This is a genomic window from Clostridium sp. DL-VIII, assembly GCF_000230835.1.
Taxonomy (GTDB): domain Bacteria; phylum Bacillota; class Clostridia; order Clostridiales; family Clostridiaceae; genus Clostridium.
Window position 1 is genome coordinate 2,808,669 of sequence record NZ_CM001240.1, and the last position, 14,930, is coordinate 2,823,598.

A 14,930-nucleotide genomic window follows, 5' to 3' on the forward strand; every position below is an offset into this window, starting at 1 on the left:
ATATGGAGGAATAAGATAAAAGTGAATCAAGAGAATTTAAGAAAATTATGTGCTGAAAAAGCTATGGAATATATCAAAAATAATACTGTAATTGGTTTAGGGGCAGGAAGAAATATTGTTTGTCTAATCGAGTTATTGAGTGAAGAAGTGAAGAAAAATAGGATTGAAATTAAGATTGTTTCTCCATCTGATAATACAAAGAAACTTTGCATTAAATATGGCATAGAAGTACTGCCAACATATTTTGCTGAAGAAGTAGATGCTGCTTTTGATGGTTGCGGGGAGGTAGATGAAAATTTCTATGCGTCAAAAGGCGGTGGAGGTGTGTTTACAAAGGAAAAAATAATAGGAGCAATGGCTAAGGAGTATATATTATTAATAGATGAACAAAAATTTACCAAAGAATTAAGCTGTAAATACCCAGTATCACTTGAAATAGTGAAGGATTCATTGGGGTATGTAAGTAAACGAGTTGAAAATTTAGGCGGTACGCCTATGGTAAGGGCTAGTACTAATAAAGATGGTTATTTAATTACTGATGATGGCAACTTTATATTAGATGTAGAGTTTGAGGCTATAGATGATTTTAAGAAATTAAATGATAGCCTAAATGGTATTGTAGGAGTAGTTGGAACGTCTATATTTACAAGAGAAGTTACAAAGTTAATAGTAGCAGGAGAAAATGGAGTAAGAGTCATTTCAAAGAAGTAGAATTATTAAATATTATTTAGCTATTTTTAGATAAAAAAAAGGAGGAATTAACATGAGATTAGGTATAATTGGAGCAGGAATGATAGTAAGGGATTTATTATCAACAAGCTCAAATTTAAAAGATATCGAGTTTGTAGCTATCTGTGGCACTGAAAAAGATAAAGAGGCAATGGAAGAATTTGGAGATAAATATGGGATTGAGAATGTTTTCTACAATTATGATGAATTATTGAATATGGATTTAGATGCAATTTATATTGGATTGCCTAATAATTTACATTTTGAATTTGCTAAAAAAGCATTAGAGGCAAATAAGAATGTTATTGTTGAAAAACCATTCACATCAACCTATAAAGAAGCACAAATCTTAAGTGCTTTGGCTAAACAAAAACAATTATTTATTTTTGAAGCTATTACTAATCAATATATTCCTAATTATAAAAAAATTAAGGAATTACTCCCAACCTTAGGAGATATTAAAATCGTTCAATGCAATTATTCTCAATATTCTAGTCGATATAATAGTTTTAAAGAAGGAAATGTATTGCCTGCCTTTAATCCTAAATTTTCTGGTGGTGCATTAATGGATTTAAATCTTTATAACGTCCATTATGTAGTTGGCTTATTTGGAAAACCTGAAAATGTTGAATATTATCCAAACATTGAAAGAGGAATAGATACATCAGGAGTATTGATATTAGATTATGGAAAGTTTAAATGTGTTTGTGTTGGTGCAAAAGATTGTAAAGCTCCTATTGCTAATAATATTCAAGGAGATAAAGGATGTATATTTCAGGATACTCCAGCTAATATTTGTAAAGGCTTTGAATTATTAATGAATGATGGAACAAATTCAAAAATTGATGAAAATAATTATGAACATAGAATGGTTAATGAATTCATTGAGTTTGCCAATATGATTAAAAACAATGATTTAGAAAGATGCTACAAGATACTAGAACATAGCTTAATAGTTAGTGAAGTTTTAACAACTGCAAGAAATAAAGGTGGAATCATATTTCCAGCTGACAAGGATATAAAATAAAGTTTATGTTCATTTAGTTTTTTTATTAGGTTAGTAGCTAAAACTGTGTGAAATTCTATATATAAAATTTGAAAGAGGTGCATTCAAAATGATTAAATCAATAGGACACGTTGCAATGGGTGTTAATAACATGGAAGAATCAATACATTTTTATTGTGATATTCTTGGATTGAAAAGAGGATTTTCATTGAATAATAGACAGACAGGAGAGCCTTGGCTGGAATATCTTAAGATTACAGATGGGCAGTTTTTAGAATTATTCTATCCAGAACCGGGTAAAGAGATACGCATAGATTCAGAAGATTTCGTTCATCATGTTAGTTTATCAGTGGATAATATATATGAGATGGTGGAGAGGTTAAGACAATTTGGAGTAACTATAATTATTGAGCCACGTAAGGGGCGTGATCTTAATGTTCAAGCATGGATTAGTGATCCTGATGGGCATAAAATAGAACTTATGCAGATTGATCCACAATCTCCACAGGCAACCGTTTAATCTAGAGAAAAATTATATTTTATAAAAAGTGATGAATGAATAAATTTATTTGAATTATAAAGATAAGTATTAAGTATTAAATTATATTTTTAATTAAATAATCGGAATATAAATATAAAATTGATATTTAAAGGTTGGATTTATAAATAAATATTAAATAAGTCTGGTTGTAATAAAAATATTTCTATTGCAACCAGTTTTATTAATAAGAAGGAAAATTATAAGGTAATTATACTAGCTAAAATTGATGGCTAGCATAATCAATAAATTAAATTTCAAAATTTAGTATCTGATAAGAGTTTTAATAAACTTTTGAAATAATGATATTAAAGTTTATTAATATGAAGATTAGGAGGGAAAATTATGTCAATTAAGTTTCCAGAAGGATTTTTATGGGGGGGAGCTACAGCTGCCAATCAATGTGAGGGGGCGTATAATGAAGATGGTAAAGGGTTATCTACTCAAGATATAATGCCAAAAGGCATAATGGGACCTATAACTTCCGAGCCAACAGAAGATAATATGAAGCTTATAGGTATTGACTTTTATCATAGATATAAGGAAGATATTAAGCTATTTGCTGAAATGGGATTTAAAACTTTCAGATTATCAATTGCATGGTCGAGGATATTCCCAAATGGTGATGATAAAGAAGCAAACGAAAAAGGCTTACAGTTCTACGATAATGTATTTGATGAGTTAGCTAAGTATGGTATTGAACCTTTAGTTACAATTTCACATTATGAAACACCATTAGCACTTGCAAAGAACTATGATGGATGGACTAATAGAAAGCTTATAGGATTTTTTGAAAATTATGTAAGAACAATATTTACTAGATATAAAGATAAGGTAAAATACTGGCTTACTTTTAATGAAATAAACTCAGCAATTCATGCTCCATATATGAGCGCAGGTATATGGACACCTAAAGAGCGGTTAAGTAAACAAGATCTATATCAGGCTATGCACCATGAATTAGTTGCAAGTTCACTTGCAGTAAAAATTGGACATGAAATAAATCCAGAATTTAAAATTGGATGTATGATTCTTGGAGTACCAAACTATCCATTAACTCCAATGCCAAGTGATGTACTTAAAGCAATGGAGAAGGATAGGGAAAATCTTTTCTTTGCTGACATTCATGCAAGAGGAGAATATCCAAAATATATGAATAGATTCTTTAAAGAAAATAACATAGAAATAAAAATGGAACAAGGAGATAAAGAAATATTAAAAAATACAGTAGATTTCATCTCTTTTAGTTATTACGTAAGTGCATGTGCAACAGCAGATCCAGAAAAGAATAAAGCGGGATCAGGTAACCTTATTTTTGGTGTACCAAATCCATATTTAAAAGCTTCAGAATGGGGATGGCAGATAGATCCTGAAGGATTGAGATATACATTAAATCTTTTATATGACAGATATCAAAAACCATTATTTATAGTTGAAAACGGCTTAGGTGCTGTTGACAAATTAGTAACTGATGAAAACGGAAATAAGACTGTAAATGATGATTATAGAAGTGCTTATTTAAATGATCATTTAGTTCAAGTGGCAGAAGCTATTGAAGATGGTGTTGAACTTATGGGATATACAACATGGGGATGCATAGATTTAGTAAGTGCATCAACTGCTGAACTTAAGAAAAGATATGGCTTTATCTATGTAGATAGAAATGATGATGGAAGTGGAACTTTAGAAAGATATAAGAAAAAGAGTTTCTATTGGTACAAAGAAGTAATAGCCACAAATGGGGAAAACTTAAAAAATAAAAAATGCTAAAATAAAAATAAGACTTTTTGTATCATACTGCGAGAGTCTTATTTTTACATTTATATATATGGATAGCAGTTATTCAGGTTTAGTCATACTTGTATATTCTTTGAAACCTGTTGGAATTATTATTTCACTGTCACTAAGTTTGTAATTTGTATTTTCAATAGGATTAATATTATTAATCATGTTCATTCCAATAGTATAAAGTGCTTCAGATACAATTTCTTGATCAATAATAACAGTACCAGTCATAAATCCTTTATTAATTAATTCTATGGCTTCTGGTGATCCATCAATTCCAACAACTGCTATATTTTTTGACTTATCACCTTTGTTATATCCGTATTTTTGAAGTGCTTCAATGGCTCCTATTGCCATAGCATCATTATTTACAATTATTGCTTCAATTTTACCATTATATTGAAGAAATAGAGAATCAATTGAATTTTTAGCTAATTCTTTTAACCAATTAGCATTTACTATAGCAAGCTGTTCTGTTGCTATTCCTGAATTTTTAAGTTCAGAAATAGCAGAATTTTTTCTATCTATTGCAATTGGATTATTGGCTTTACCATCTAGTAAAATGTACTGCAATATGTTGTCACCGTTTTTGTCTATAGCTTTTCTATTAGTATTCCATAGATTGGATAGAATTCTAGCTTCTATTGTACCAGTTAGTTTTGAATCTAAAGTTACAAAAGCGGCTTTGTTATAATCCTTAGATAATTTTGATGCTAATAGAGGGTCAATTTCTAATAAAATTAATGGAGTATTTTTGAGTTTGGCTTTAGAAATAAAATTTTTTACTGTATCTTCTCTTACATCAGCTAAATTTAATATAAATAGATTATAGTTATCGTTAAGAACAGAATCAAATGTCTCATATTGTAAAGATATATTATTCTTTCCATCAAAAAAAGTGAAATGTACTTTATTATTGTTCTTTTGAATATTCTCTAAAAGTTGCTTGAGTTGTAACACAGAGATATCATCATAGCTATATAATAATACTGCAACATTTGCTATTTTATTATCACTAACATTTAAACTAGAGATAGCAAAAGTAAAATTTGAGTTACTTGTCAAAGAAAAGATCATAAAAGTAACTATGATTAATGAGAGTACTTTGCTTAATATTTTCATTATAGCCTCCATTAAATATCATTTTTAATTATAATATTTAATTTTAGTTTGCTTATAGATTCAAAATTTATTCTTTGGCATAAGCATAAGAAATTAAATTATAATGATTATAAAAGTATATATTTTAGATATTTAGAAACAGAGAAAAATTTCTATACATTACATTATACAGGCTTAATAAAAAGATATTATGTTATTGATACAGTTGAAAGAAATAAAAAATCAATAGAAGCGTATATAGGGAATTAAATATAGGAATATATAATCTATGAATAAATAAGTAGAAATTAAGATTAGGAATAAATGAGTAAATAAAAATAGGCAAAATAAAGCCCCTTCTGGGGCTAAAGCAAATGTCAGTTTTACAAGTAATTCTGATTAAAAAACTAAGTAGATATATGATCTTAAAAGAAATTAAGTAGTTGCTCTTTCAATAAGTGAAACAGGTATAACAATATGTTGCGAAGAGTTTATATCCTCGCCATCGATTAAGCTTAATAATAAATTAGAAGCTTCCATAGCAAGGGTTTTTTTATCTTGGTATATTGTTGTTATAGCTGGATAACAATATTTAGAAACAGATATTCCATCAAAGCCAACAATCTTAACTTTTTCAGGAACAGGAATTTGATTTTGGTTAAGAGCTACTAATGCGCCGTAAGCCCTCCAATCGTTACTTGCAAATATTCCATCAAAGGTAATTTCTTTTTTTAACAAATAATTTACCGTATCTCTTGATTCCTCAAAATTTGAACGAGTTCCAGCCAGCTTCACAATTAAATTTTCATCAATTTGATAGTTGTATTTTTTTAGTGCATCCGTATATCCATCTAAACGTTGCTTATTTACAGAAAGACTTTTGGATTTTGTTAGCATTAGTATATGTTTGCATCCCTTTTTTATTAACTCTTCGGTAGCCATAAAGCCACCTAAATAGTGATCTGATTCCACGTATATTGCATTACTTTCATATTTTGGTTTTCTATCTATACAAACTATAGGAATATTTCTTTTTATAGAATCCGTCGGAATATCTTCTCGACCAGAGATACAAATTATTCCATCAACAAGTTTAGCATCTAGGCTTTTGAAATATTCTCTTTCCTTCATATCATCTTGACTTGTATTACATATAAAAACAGAGTAACCTGAATTAAAGAAGAATCTTTCTATTTCTAATACAATCTCAGAGAAAAACTCGTTGTTAATGTCTGGTACTATAACTCCAATAGTTTTTGATTTGCTCATCCTAAGACTTTTAGCAGCCATATTTATTGTATAATCATATTCTTTTATTATGCCCATAACTCTTTTTCGAGTTTCCTCAGAAAAGCGACCATTATTATTTATTACTCTAGAAACAGTAGCAACTGAAACACCGCTTAATTCAGCTATTTTTTTTATTGATATATTATTATTTTTCATAAAACTCTCCTTAAAAGTGAGTAAAACATTTCTTGATAATTAAATAATATCAAATTAAATAAAATGTGTAAACATGATTGATGGCATACTTGACAAATTTAAAGTTATCTGCAATAATTATTATATAAGGTAAATCGATTACTCAAATGAATGGTATAAAAGATAAATTAAAGAATATTCGTAGTAATAATGCAAATTGAAAGTAAATGTAATTGAGTAATCGATTTACTTTAATGATAATTAAGGGGGATATTAAATTATGAACAGAATAATTTGTCCATCAATGATGTGCGCGAACTATGATTCATTAAAAGGAGAAGTAGTAAAGTTAGATTTAGCAGGAACTGACATTTTTCATATAGATATAATGGATGGGAGTTTCGTACCTAACTTTGGTATGGGAACTCAGGATGTTGAGTGCATAAGAAAAAATACTAAAAAGTTAGTAGATGCTCATTTAATGATTGAAAATCCGGGGAATTATGTTGAATTATTTGCTGATTTAGGAGTAGATATAATTTACATTCATCCAGAAGCGGACAAGCATCCAGCTAGAGCGCTTGGAAAAATAAAAGGAAAGAATAAATTTTCAGGAATAGCAATAAATCCAGGTACTTCAATGGAGACGATTGAAGAATTATTACCATTAGTTGATTATGTAATGGTTATGACTGTAAATCCAGGATTTGCAGGACAAAAATATTTAGGATTTGTAAATAACAAAATTAAAAAACTTATTGATTTAAAATCAGAATTCGAATTTAAAATCATGGTAGATGGAGCAATTTCTCCACAAAAAATCGATGAGCTATCAGAATTAGGAGTAGATGGTTTTATACTTGGAACTTCAGCTTTATTTAGAAAAGAAGAAAACTATGAAACTATAATAAAAAAATTGAAAAATAACTAGTAGAAGAAAGTTGATTTGGAGGAATAGATATGAAAATAGGAATAGGAAATGATCATGTAGCTTATGCATTAAAACTAGAAGTTGTAGAATACTTAAGAACATTAGGTCATGAGGTAATAGATTTTGGACATCATAATGAAGAAAGAACAGATTATCCGATTTACGGAGAAGCAGTTGCAAATGCAGTTGTTAAGGGAGAGGTTAATTGTGGAATTTTAATTTGTGGAACCGGTGTTGGAATCTCTATTGCGGCCAACAAAGTAAATGGAATAAGAGCAGTTGTTTGTAGTGAACCGTATTCAGCAATGTTATCTAAGCAGCATAATAACAGTAATATATTGGCGTTTGGTGCTCGTGTTGTTGGAAGTGAACTTGCTAAAATGATAATTAATTCATGGTTAAGTGCTTCTTATGAAGGTAATAGACATGCAAAAAGGTTAGAAATTATAAAAGAAATAGAAGAGAGACAAAAATAAAAATAGATTATAATTTACGCAAGTGATAACTTATATATACCTAATATTGAGATATATACCTTGTTTAACTCATTAATTTTTTATATAAGTTAAAATTTCGAAAGTGTCAAAAAATTTATAAGTGATAAAAATTAATATAAATTATGTCACTCTATAAGGTGTAATATTTTAGTTTGTGGAAGGGATATTAGAGTTATTATAATAAAATTAAAGTTTACTACTGAAATATATAATTTAAGGGGGGGGATGTGTAAGCTTATTGTTATAGATGGAAATGAAATATTTTAGTGAGAAGACAATTTTATTACAAATCAAAGAGGCATTAAAAGTAGTTAACTTTGGCAATATATTTTAAGTATTAACCTAATTCATCATTGTTTTATCAAAAAAAGTTATTATAATATGTGCCCAAAATTGAAATACATATTTGATTAAAAGAATACGTATAATTTTTTCTTGGATAAATTGAAAAATCATTTGTGTTAATGTTGCAATTAATTAATCATAAATTTAAAAATATGTCATCTAAACATTATGTATTTAGTTTTGGGCATTATTAAAAGATATTAATTCAGTATGGAAAAGTGCTAAATTGGATTGATTTTTCTGAATTAACTAAATATGCAGAAGATAATTCAGGGATACTTTAAAGAAAGAAATTTTTATTCTGCAAGTGTAGAACAAATGGAAAATTTTAAAGTGATAAAAAAGTAAGAGACTGTATTTATGGAGCTATGGAAATTTAAGTAGGCCATGTGCAGGTCAAAATAAAAGCTTAACTAATGTAGAATATCATCAAGGCATTGAAGTAACTATTGTAGTTATAGATTGTATTTTAATCATTGAGAAGCTTCAAGATATGGCAAATAATACATATGACTCAAGTAAAGCTGAAATATTATATTAAAAAAAAGGCTAAACTGTATGGAAAAACTTTTTATTATTATGCTTCATGTAAAGTTAATAAAGATGATTTTATGACAACAGCTTTGATTTTAAAAGGAACTAATTTAACAACTGAAAATACTGAGAGTGTATAATTAATTAAAAAAACAAATGATTGATAGCATTCATCTCAAGTGGAAAAATAAAAATGGCAGTACAGCAAGGATTAATTGGCAGGCAATATGATTGAAATTAAAGTAGATTAAAAGTAATTTAGTGAATAGTATAAGTTCCCTTTGATTTTAGTTATAACAAAAGTAAACGTTTATAAAATTATTTTTAATATATGTTTTTGGAATTATCTATTGAATTTTTAGGAGGAATTTAAAATGGCTAAAGATTATACTAAATTAGCAAAAGAAATTGTTAAAAATGTAGGTGGAGAGACTAATGTTATTTCATTAGTTCACTGTGCAACAAGATTGAGATTTAAATTGAAAGACAAGTCGAAGGCAAATAAAGAAGTTATTGAAAATCTTGAAGGGGTCGTAAGTGTAGTAGAAAGCGGAGGACAATTTCAAGTGGTTATTGGTAACTCTGTAGCAGATGTATATAAAACAATTGGAGATGTGGCAGGTGTAAAATTAGATTTATTAAATGAAGATGAGAGTGGATTAAAAGAAAAATCAGGAATTTTAAATACAGCTATAGATACTGTTTCATCTATATTTTCGCCTATGTTGTTTGCTTTGTGTGGCTCAGGTATTTTAAAAGGAATATTGATGTTATGTACAACTATGGGATGGCTTACCGATACTAGCGGAACATATATAATATTATATTCAGCAGCAGATAGTGTATTTAACTTTTTGCCAATGATTTTAGCATTTACAGCAGCTAAAAAATTTGGAGCTAATCAATTTATTGCTGTTACAATAGCTGGAGCATTGATTTATCCAAGTATATCAACACTAATAGCTAATAAAACTGATATTACATTTTTAGGTATTCCAGTTGTATTAATGAGTTATACATCGACTGTTATACCTATAATATTAGCAGTATACATATTATCTAAATTTGAAAAATTTTCAAACAAAGTTTTACCAGAAGCTATAAAGAATTTTATTACTCCAACCTTATGTTTAGCAGTTATTACACCATTAACATTTTTAGTGATTGGACCGCTTGGAACATATATAGGTAAAATACTTGGAAGTGGATATAGCACAATTTATAACTTTAGTCCAATTCTAGCTGGAATATTAATAGGTGGATTTTGGCAATCATTAACTGTGTTTGGTGTCCATTGGGGACTTGTGCCTGTTGCTATGAATAATATGGCTCTTTATGGAAGAGACACAATGCTGGCTATGCTTGGACCATCAAATTTATCACAAGCAGGAGCAGCTCTTGGAGTATTTTTAAAGACAAAAGATCCAAAGGTAAAGACAATTGCAGGTTCTGCAGCAATTACAGGTCTATTTGGTATAACAGAACCTGCGCTTTATGGAGTAACCTTAAAATATAAAAAACCATTTGTAATTGCAAGTATTTCAGCTGCAATAGCTGGCGCAATTGTAGCTGCATCAGGAGCTTCGGCAGGCGGTTTGGTAATATTAGGAATATTAACATTCCCTGCATTTTTAGGAAAAGGATTTATGGGATTAGTAATAGCGTCACTCATTGCATATTTCTTATCTGCAGTTGTTACGTATTTGTTTGGGTATAGCGATGCAATGCTTAATAATAATGTAGTGGCAGATAATAAAGCAGATGAAGTTGTTGAGGATGACTTAGAAATATCAAGTCCTCTAAATGGCAAGATTGTAAATTTAAAAGATGTATCTGATAAAGCTTTTGCAAGTGAAAGTTTAGGAAAAGGAATAGCAATTATTCCGGAAAATGGCAGATTATATTCACCAGTAGATGGAACTATAGCTGCAGCATTTCCAACTGGCCATGCTTTAGGTTTAACTACAGCAAATGGAGCAGAAATACTTATTCATATAGGATTTGATACTGTGAGCTTAAATGGAAAATACTTCAATGTAAAAGTCAAAACTGGAGATAAAGTGAAAAAAGGGGATTTACTTATAGAATTTGATGTTAATGAAATTAAAGAAGAAGGCTTTGATATAACAACACCAATAGTAGTTACAAATAATTATGCTTTTAGTGATTTAAAAATATCTAATGAAAAATCTACTAAAGTTGGGGAGCAACTTATATTTTTAATTAAATAATCAGTTTATAGATATATAAAGTTAATTATTGAAAATTAATTTATAAATAGTTAATAATAAATGAGGGTTAGTTGCAATTAGCCTTATTAAAAGGAGGAAAATTATGAGTTTTAAAAAAAAAATTTTATGGGGAAGTTCTACAAATGCACAACAATTTGAAGGAGGATGGAATGAAGGCGGTAAGGGATTAAGCATAGCGGACGTTCGTGAAATTCCAGATATGCCTGAAGATGCAAACTTTGATGAATTTAAAATTGCAGCAGATCATTATCATCATATGAAAGAGGATATAGCCTTATATGGTGAAATGGGCTTTTCAATATACCGTTTTACAATAGCTTGGTCACGTATTTTTCCTAATGGAAATGATAAGGAACTAAATGAAGAAGGTATAAAATTTTATGAAGAAATGTTAAGTGAATTAGAAAAATATAATATAGCTCCTGTAGTTACACTATATGCATATGATTTACCACTTAACTTATTAAAAGAATATAATGGATGGATGTCAAGAAAATGCATTGATGATTATCTTAATTATGTTAAAACTGTGGTTACAAGATTTAAAGGAAGAGTAAAATTTTGGGTTCCATTTAACGAACAAAATTTTCTTAATTTAGATAGTGAGTATATGACTGGTTATAAAGCAAAAAATCACTTGGAAATATTTCAATTAGAGCATCATTTTAATCTCGCTTATGCCCAGGCAACAAAATTAATTCATGAAATTGATTCAGAAGCAAAAACAGGAGGGAATGTAGGAACATCTTGTTTATATCCAGCAACATGTAACCCTGTTGATGTTGAAGCTTGTGATAAACTTAAATATAAAGTGTGCTATAATTTTGCTGATGTATATTTTAGAAAAACATACACAAAAAGATACTTAAATAATGTAAAAGAATATGATATATCAAACGTAGTATTAGATGGTGATTTGGATATTATTTCTAGTTCTGAACCAGACTTTTTATCAACAACTTATTATATGTGCAGTGTTGTGAGTGCAGAAACTTTAAAAGATGATAAGCCTATGAATGGATTGAAAGGCAAAAATCCTTATTGTGAAGCGAATGAATGGGGATGGAACATTGATCCATATGGGTTCAAGCATTTTTTAATGGATATATATCATAGATATCAATTGCCTATTCTGATTCTTGAAAATGGACTAGGTCACAGAGATGTATTAGAAGAAGATGGAGCAATTAATGATGATTACAGAATTGAGTATCTTGCAAAGCATATTGAAAGAATGAGAGAGGCGGTAGAAGAAGGTGTTGAAATAATTGGTTATTTAACATGGTCTGCTACAGACTTATATTCCACAAGAGAAGGTTTTGAAAAACGTTATGGTTTTGTTCATATAGATAAGAATAATAGCTTTAAACGTAGAAAGAAAAAAAGTTTTTATTGGTATAAAAAAGTTATATCATCAAATGGAGAAGATTTAAAAAATCTATAAATTTCTTATTAGATGGTAGATAAAGTACTAAAAACAATATTTGTTATCGGTGGTAAAAGAATATGAAAGTAAAATGGATACTTAAATGAAAGAGATTTAAGTATCCATTTTTTTCTTGGTAAATTTCCTGTTAAAGTTATTCATCACGAAATTGTAGTGAATAGCTTTGATCTTATATACGGAGAATAGATTATAATAGTGAAGGAACAGGAATCAGACTAGACGTCAAACAAATAAAATAAATATATTAAACGCTATTTTAGAGTTAGATTAATTATATTAGATATTGTAAATCTAGCTTATATTGTTATATATAGATTTTTATATGGGAGGATCAAAATTAATATTATTTTACATCTTAAATTTGTAATACTTAACTAACTTTGTGTAAGATGAAATTACTCTTGCAATCACGAAATTAGTTTTTCATTTTAGGCGCCGGAAAATAAAAAAATCTTGACTGATAGTAGACTCTAAGTAGTAGGCTAATTTTGGAAAAAGAATTTTCTAAAAAGTGAGGTGATCCAAAGTCAATTGACATGATTGAAAGAAAATGTTGGTGCTGTAAATGCTGAACTCATCGCAGATGAAGTTGCTATGTCGACAGAGAATTTAAATTATATTAAATCAACAGTAAACAGTATTGAGAGATAAACAAAGCAGTTATGAATTAGAGTTCAGAATTTATTAAAAGGAATACCGATATCGACGGACAATATAGAACATTATAGATTTTAGTAAGTGCATCAATTGCTGAATTTAAATAAGCAGCCATAAAATAAGCATTACTCATAGATTATTTTGTGGATCACGAGTACGTCTCTTTTATATGTACAATTATTAAGAAATTGAATGAAGTGAACTTATAATATGCCAGTCAGAGAAACAGTTAAAAGATATTTATTTTTCATTGTAGGATTATTTATGATGGCGGTTGGGGTCTCGCTATCAACTAGATCAAATTTAGGAACATCACCTATTTCATCAATACCGTATGTTTTGAGTTTAGGATTACCACTTACAATTGGACAATTTACTTTTATAATGAACCTATTTCTTATCGCTTTTCAAATTATTTTATTAAGAAAACAATATAAAATTATTCAATTACTTCAAATTGTAGTAGCTGTTATATTTAGTTACTTTACCGATTTGACAATGAGTTTATTCTCGTGGATAAATATGACAAGCTATATTGAACAGTTTGGATTGTTTATATTCAGCTGTATAGTTCTTGCACTTGGAGTAAGTATAAGTTACTGCAGATGTTGTTATGATGGCTGGTGAGGGTGTTGTTAATGCTATTGCAATTGTTACAAAAAAAGACTTCGGAAAACTAAAGGTTTGTTTTGATGCCACACTTGTTATTTGTAGTTGCATTTGTTCTTTTGTTCTTTTCCAAAAACTAAATGGGGTAAGAGAAGGAACTGTTATAGCTGCGTTGTTAGTAGGTACAATTGTTCGTTTTATAGATAAGCATTTAGCTTTTATGGATAATATAGTTAAAGGAGAGCTTGCTACTACAAATATAAGTGAAATTATTAATATTGTAAAAAAAGCAGAGGATAATTTAATAATTATTATTAGTCGTGAATATGGAAGTGGGGGACATGAAATTGGTAAAAAAATAGCTGATGATTTAAGAATTTCTTTTTATGATACACAATTAATAAAAGAAGAGGCTAAAGAAACAGAATTCTCTGAAGAATTTATTCAAAAAAATGATCAAGTTATATCTAATTCGTTACTAAATAAAATTTATTCTCAAGGATATGCATTTTTGAAAAAAGAAAAAGCACCTTTAGATGCTATCTATGAAGTAGACAAGAAGGTTATTACAAAGTTAGCTAATATAAAATCGTGTGTCATTATGGGGCATTGTTCAGATGCAATATTAGCAGATTTTCCTCGTAGTTTTCACGTATTTATTCATGCAGATAAAGCGATTAGAATGGAGCGTATTCAATATGAATATGGAATTTCTAAAAAAGATGTTGAGGAAACTTTACATAAAAAAGATAGGGCGAGAGAAATCTATTATCATATATATGCAGAACGTAAACTAGGGGATGTTAAAAATTATGATTTAACAATTAATAGTGGAGTTCTTGGAATAGATAAAACAGTTAAATTAATTGAAGAAGCTATTAAGGAAAAAATGCAAAATATATGGGTATAGTATGAACAAAGTCTTCCTTGATTATAGTCAAATAATATATTTGGATTAGCTGTTATGGATGTATGTAAAAAACGTTAAAATTATTTGATGAGAATATTTTTATTTTATAGCATTACAATATTTTGCCGCATCATTGTGGCAAAATATTGATTTAGAATAAGATG

At 28.7% G+C, this 14,930-nt stretch carries 13 protein-coding genes; 11 read left to right on the forward strand and 2 right to left on the reverse strand.

The annotated features are described in order from the left end of the window. The first annotated feature begins 21 nt into the window (after window positions 1-21). From rpiA to CDLVIII_RS12880, 4 genes are all read left to right on the forward strand, one after another. On the forward strand, window positions 22-711 hold the full coding sequence (gene rpiA, locus CDLVIII_RS12865) for a ribose 5-phosphate isomerase A (RefSeq protein WP_009169868.1): 690 nt from the start codon (window positions 22-24) through the stop codon (window positions 709-711). Window positions 712-763: 52 nt separating this feature from the next. Next, window positions 764-1,756, forward strand: coding sequence for a Gfo/Idh/MocA family oxidoreductase (locus tag CDLVIII_RS12870; protein ID WP_009169869.1), 993 nt, complete (start codon window positions 764-766; stop codon window positions 1,754-1,756). Window positions 1,757-1,844: 88 nt separating this feature from the next. Next, window positions 1,845-2,255, forward strand: a complete 411-nt coding sequence (locus tag CDLVIII_RS12875; protein ID WP_009169870.1) for a VOC family protein — start codon at window positions 1,845-1,847, stop codon at window positions 2,253-2,255. Between the two features lie 363 nt (window positions 2,256-2,618). Further along, a complete protein-coding gene (locus CDLVIII_RS12880) occupies window positions 2,619-4,043 on the forward strand; it encodes a glycoside hydrolase family 1 protein (RefSeq protein WP_009169871.1) in 1,425 nt (474 codons plus the stop codon). Window positions 4,044-4,112: 69 nt separating this feature from the next. Here CDLVIII_RS12880 and CDLVIII_RS12885 read toward each other — a convergent pair whose 3' ends face one another. Beyond that, window positions 4,113-5,180: a galactose ABC transporter substrate-binding protein gene (locus tag CDLVIII_RS12885; protein ID WP_009169872.1), complete on the reverse strand. Its 1,068-nt coding sequence runs from the start codon at window positions 5,178-5,180 to the stop codon at window positions 4,113-4,115. Between the two features lie 414 nt (window positions 5,181-5,594). Further along, entirely contained in the window at window positions 5,595-6,605 is a 1,011-nt protein-coding gene (locus CDLVIII_RS12890; RefSeq protein WP_009169873.1) for a LacI family DNA-binding transcriptional regulator, read from the reverse strand. 259 nt (window positions 6,606-6,864) lie between these two features. Between CDLVIII_RS12890 and CDLVIII_RS12895 the strand changes: the two genes are divergently transcribed. The 7 genes from CDLVIII_RS12895 to CDLVIII_RS31265 all read left to right on the forward strand — a co-directional run bounded on the left by CDLVIII_RS12895 (window position 6,865) and on the right by CDLVIII_RS31265 (window position 14,766). Next, complete coding sequence (locus tag CDLVIII_RS12895) at window positions 6,865-7,515, forward strand: ribulose-phosphate 3-epimerase (protein ID WP_009169874.1); 651 nt, start codon at window positions 6,865-6,867, stop codon at window positions 7,513-7,515. Between the two features lie 29 nt (window positions 7,516-7,544). Continuing rightward, window positions 7,545-7,991 carry a ribose 5-phosphate isomerase B gene (gene rpiB / locus CDLVIII_RS12900; protein WP_009169875.1) on the forward strand — a complete coding sequence of 149 codons (447 nt, stop codon included), beginning with the start codon at window positions 7,545-7,547 and terminating at the stop codon, window positions 7,989-7,991. An 875-nt stretch (window positions 7,992-8,866) separates the two neighbouring features. Continuing rightward, window positions 8,867-9,031 (forward strand): hypothetical protein, encoded by a 165-nt coding sequence (locus CDLVIII_RS31260; protein WP_186005567.1) that lies wholly within the window; start codon window positions 8,867-8,869, stop codon window positions 9,029-9,031. A 234-nt stretch (window positions 9,032-9,265) separates the two neighbouring features. Next, window positions 9,266-11,122: a beta-glucoside-specific PTS transporter subunit IIABC gene (locus CDLVIII_RS12905; RefSeq protein WP_009169876.1), complete on the forward strand. Its 1,857-nt coding sequence runs from the start codon at window positions 9,266-9,268 to the stop codon at window positions 11,120-11,122. Window positions 11,123-11,225: 103 nt separating this feature from the next. After that, window positions 11,226-12,587 (forward strand): glycoside hydrolase family 1 protein, encoded by a 1,362-nt coding sequence (locus CDLVIII_RS12910; protein ID WP_009169877.1) that lies wholly within the window; start codon window positions 11,226-11,228, stop codon window positions 12,585-12,587. A gap of 870 nt (window positions 12,588-13,457) precedes the next feature. Beyond that, entirely contained in the window at window positions 13,458-13,874 is a 417-nt protein-coding gene (locus tag CDLVIII_RS29305; RefSeq protein ID WP_186005568.1) for a DUF6198 family protein, read from the forward strand. Next, on the forward strand, window positions 13,861-14,766 hold the full coding sequence (locus tag CDLVIII_RS31265; RefSeq protein WP_186005569.1) for a cytidylate kinase family protein: 906 nt from the start codon (window positions 13,861-13,863) through the stop codon (window positions 14,764-14,766). Before CDLVIII_RS29305 ends, CDLVIII_RS31265 begins: the two co-directional genes overlap by 14 nt. Window positions 14,767-14,930 lie beyond the last annotated feature (164 nt).

What these genes read in the sequence shown, in the direction of transcription:
- CDLVIII_RS12870 (WP_009169869.1), top strand. Translation starts at nt 764, where the DNA reads ATGAGATTAGGTATAATTGGAGCAGGAATGATAGTAAGGGATTTATTA.
- CDLVIII_RS12875 (WP_009169870.1), top strand. Translation starts at nt 1,845, where the DNA reads ATGATTAAATCAATAGGACACGTTGCAATGGGTGTTAATAACATGGAA.
- CDLVIII_RS12880 (WP_009169871.1), top strand. Translation starts at nt 2,619, where the DNA reads ATGTCAATTAAGTTTCCAGAAGGATTTTTATGGGGGGGAGCTACAGCT.
- CDLVIII_RS12885 (WP_009169872.1), bottom strand. Translation starts at nt 5,180, where the DNA reads ATGAAAATATTAAGCAAAGTACTCTCATTAATCATAGTTACTTTTATG.
- CDLVIII_RS12890 (WP_009169873.1), bottom strand. Translation starts at nt 6,605, where the DNA reads ATGAAAAATAATAATATATCAATAAAAAAAATAGCTGAATTAAGCGGT.
- CDLVIII_RS12895 (WP_009169874.1), top strand. Translation starts at nt 6,865, where the DNA reads ATGAACAGAATAATTTGTCCATCAATGATGTGCGCGAACTATGATTCA.
- rpiB (WP_009169875.1), top strand. Translation starts at nt 7,545, where the DNA reads ATGAAAATAGGAATAGGAAATGATCATGTAGCTTATGCATTAAAACTA.
- CDLVIII_RS31260 (WP_186005567.1), top strand. Translation starts at nt 8,867, where the DNA reads ATGACTCAAGTAAAGCTGAAATATTATATTAAAAAAAAGGCTAAACTG.
- CDLVIII_RS12905 (WP_009169876.1), top strand. Translation starts at nt 9,266, where the DNA reads ATGGCTAAAGATTATACTAAATTAGCAAAAGAAATTGTTAAAAATGTA.
- CDLVIII_RS12910 (WP_009169877.1), top strand. Translation starts at nt 11,226, where the DNA reads ATGAGTTTTAAAAAAAAAATTTTATGGGGAAGTTCTACAAATGCACAA.
- CDLVIII_RS29305 (WP_186005568.1), top strand. Translation starts at nt 13,458, where the DNA reads ATGCCAGTCAGAGAAACAGTTAAAAGATATTTATTTTTCATTGTAGGA.
- CDLVIII_RS31265 (WP_186005569.1), top strand. Translation starts at nt 13,861, where the DNA reads ATGATGGCTGGTGAGGGTGTTGTTAATGCTATTGCAATTGTTACAAAA.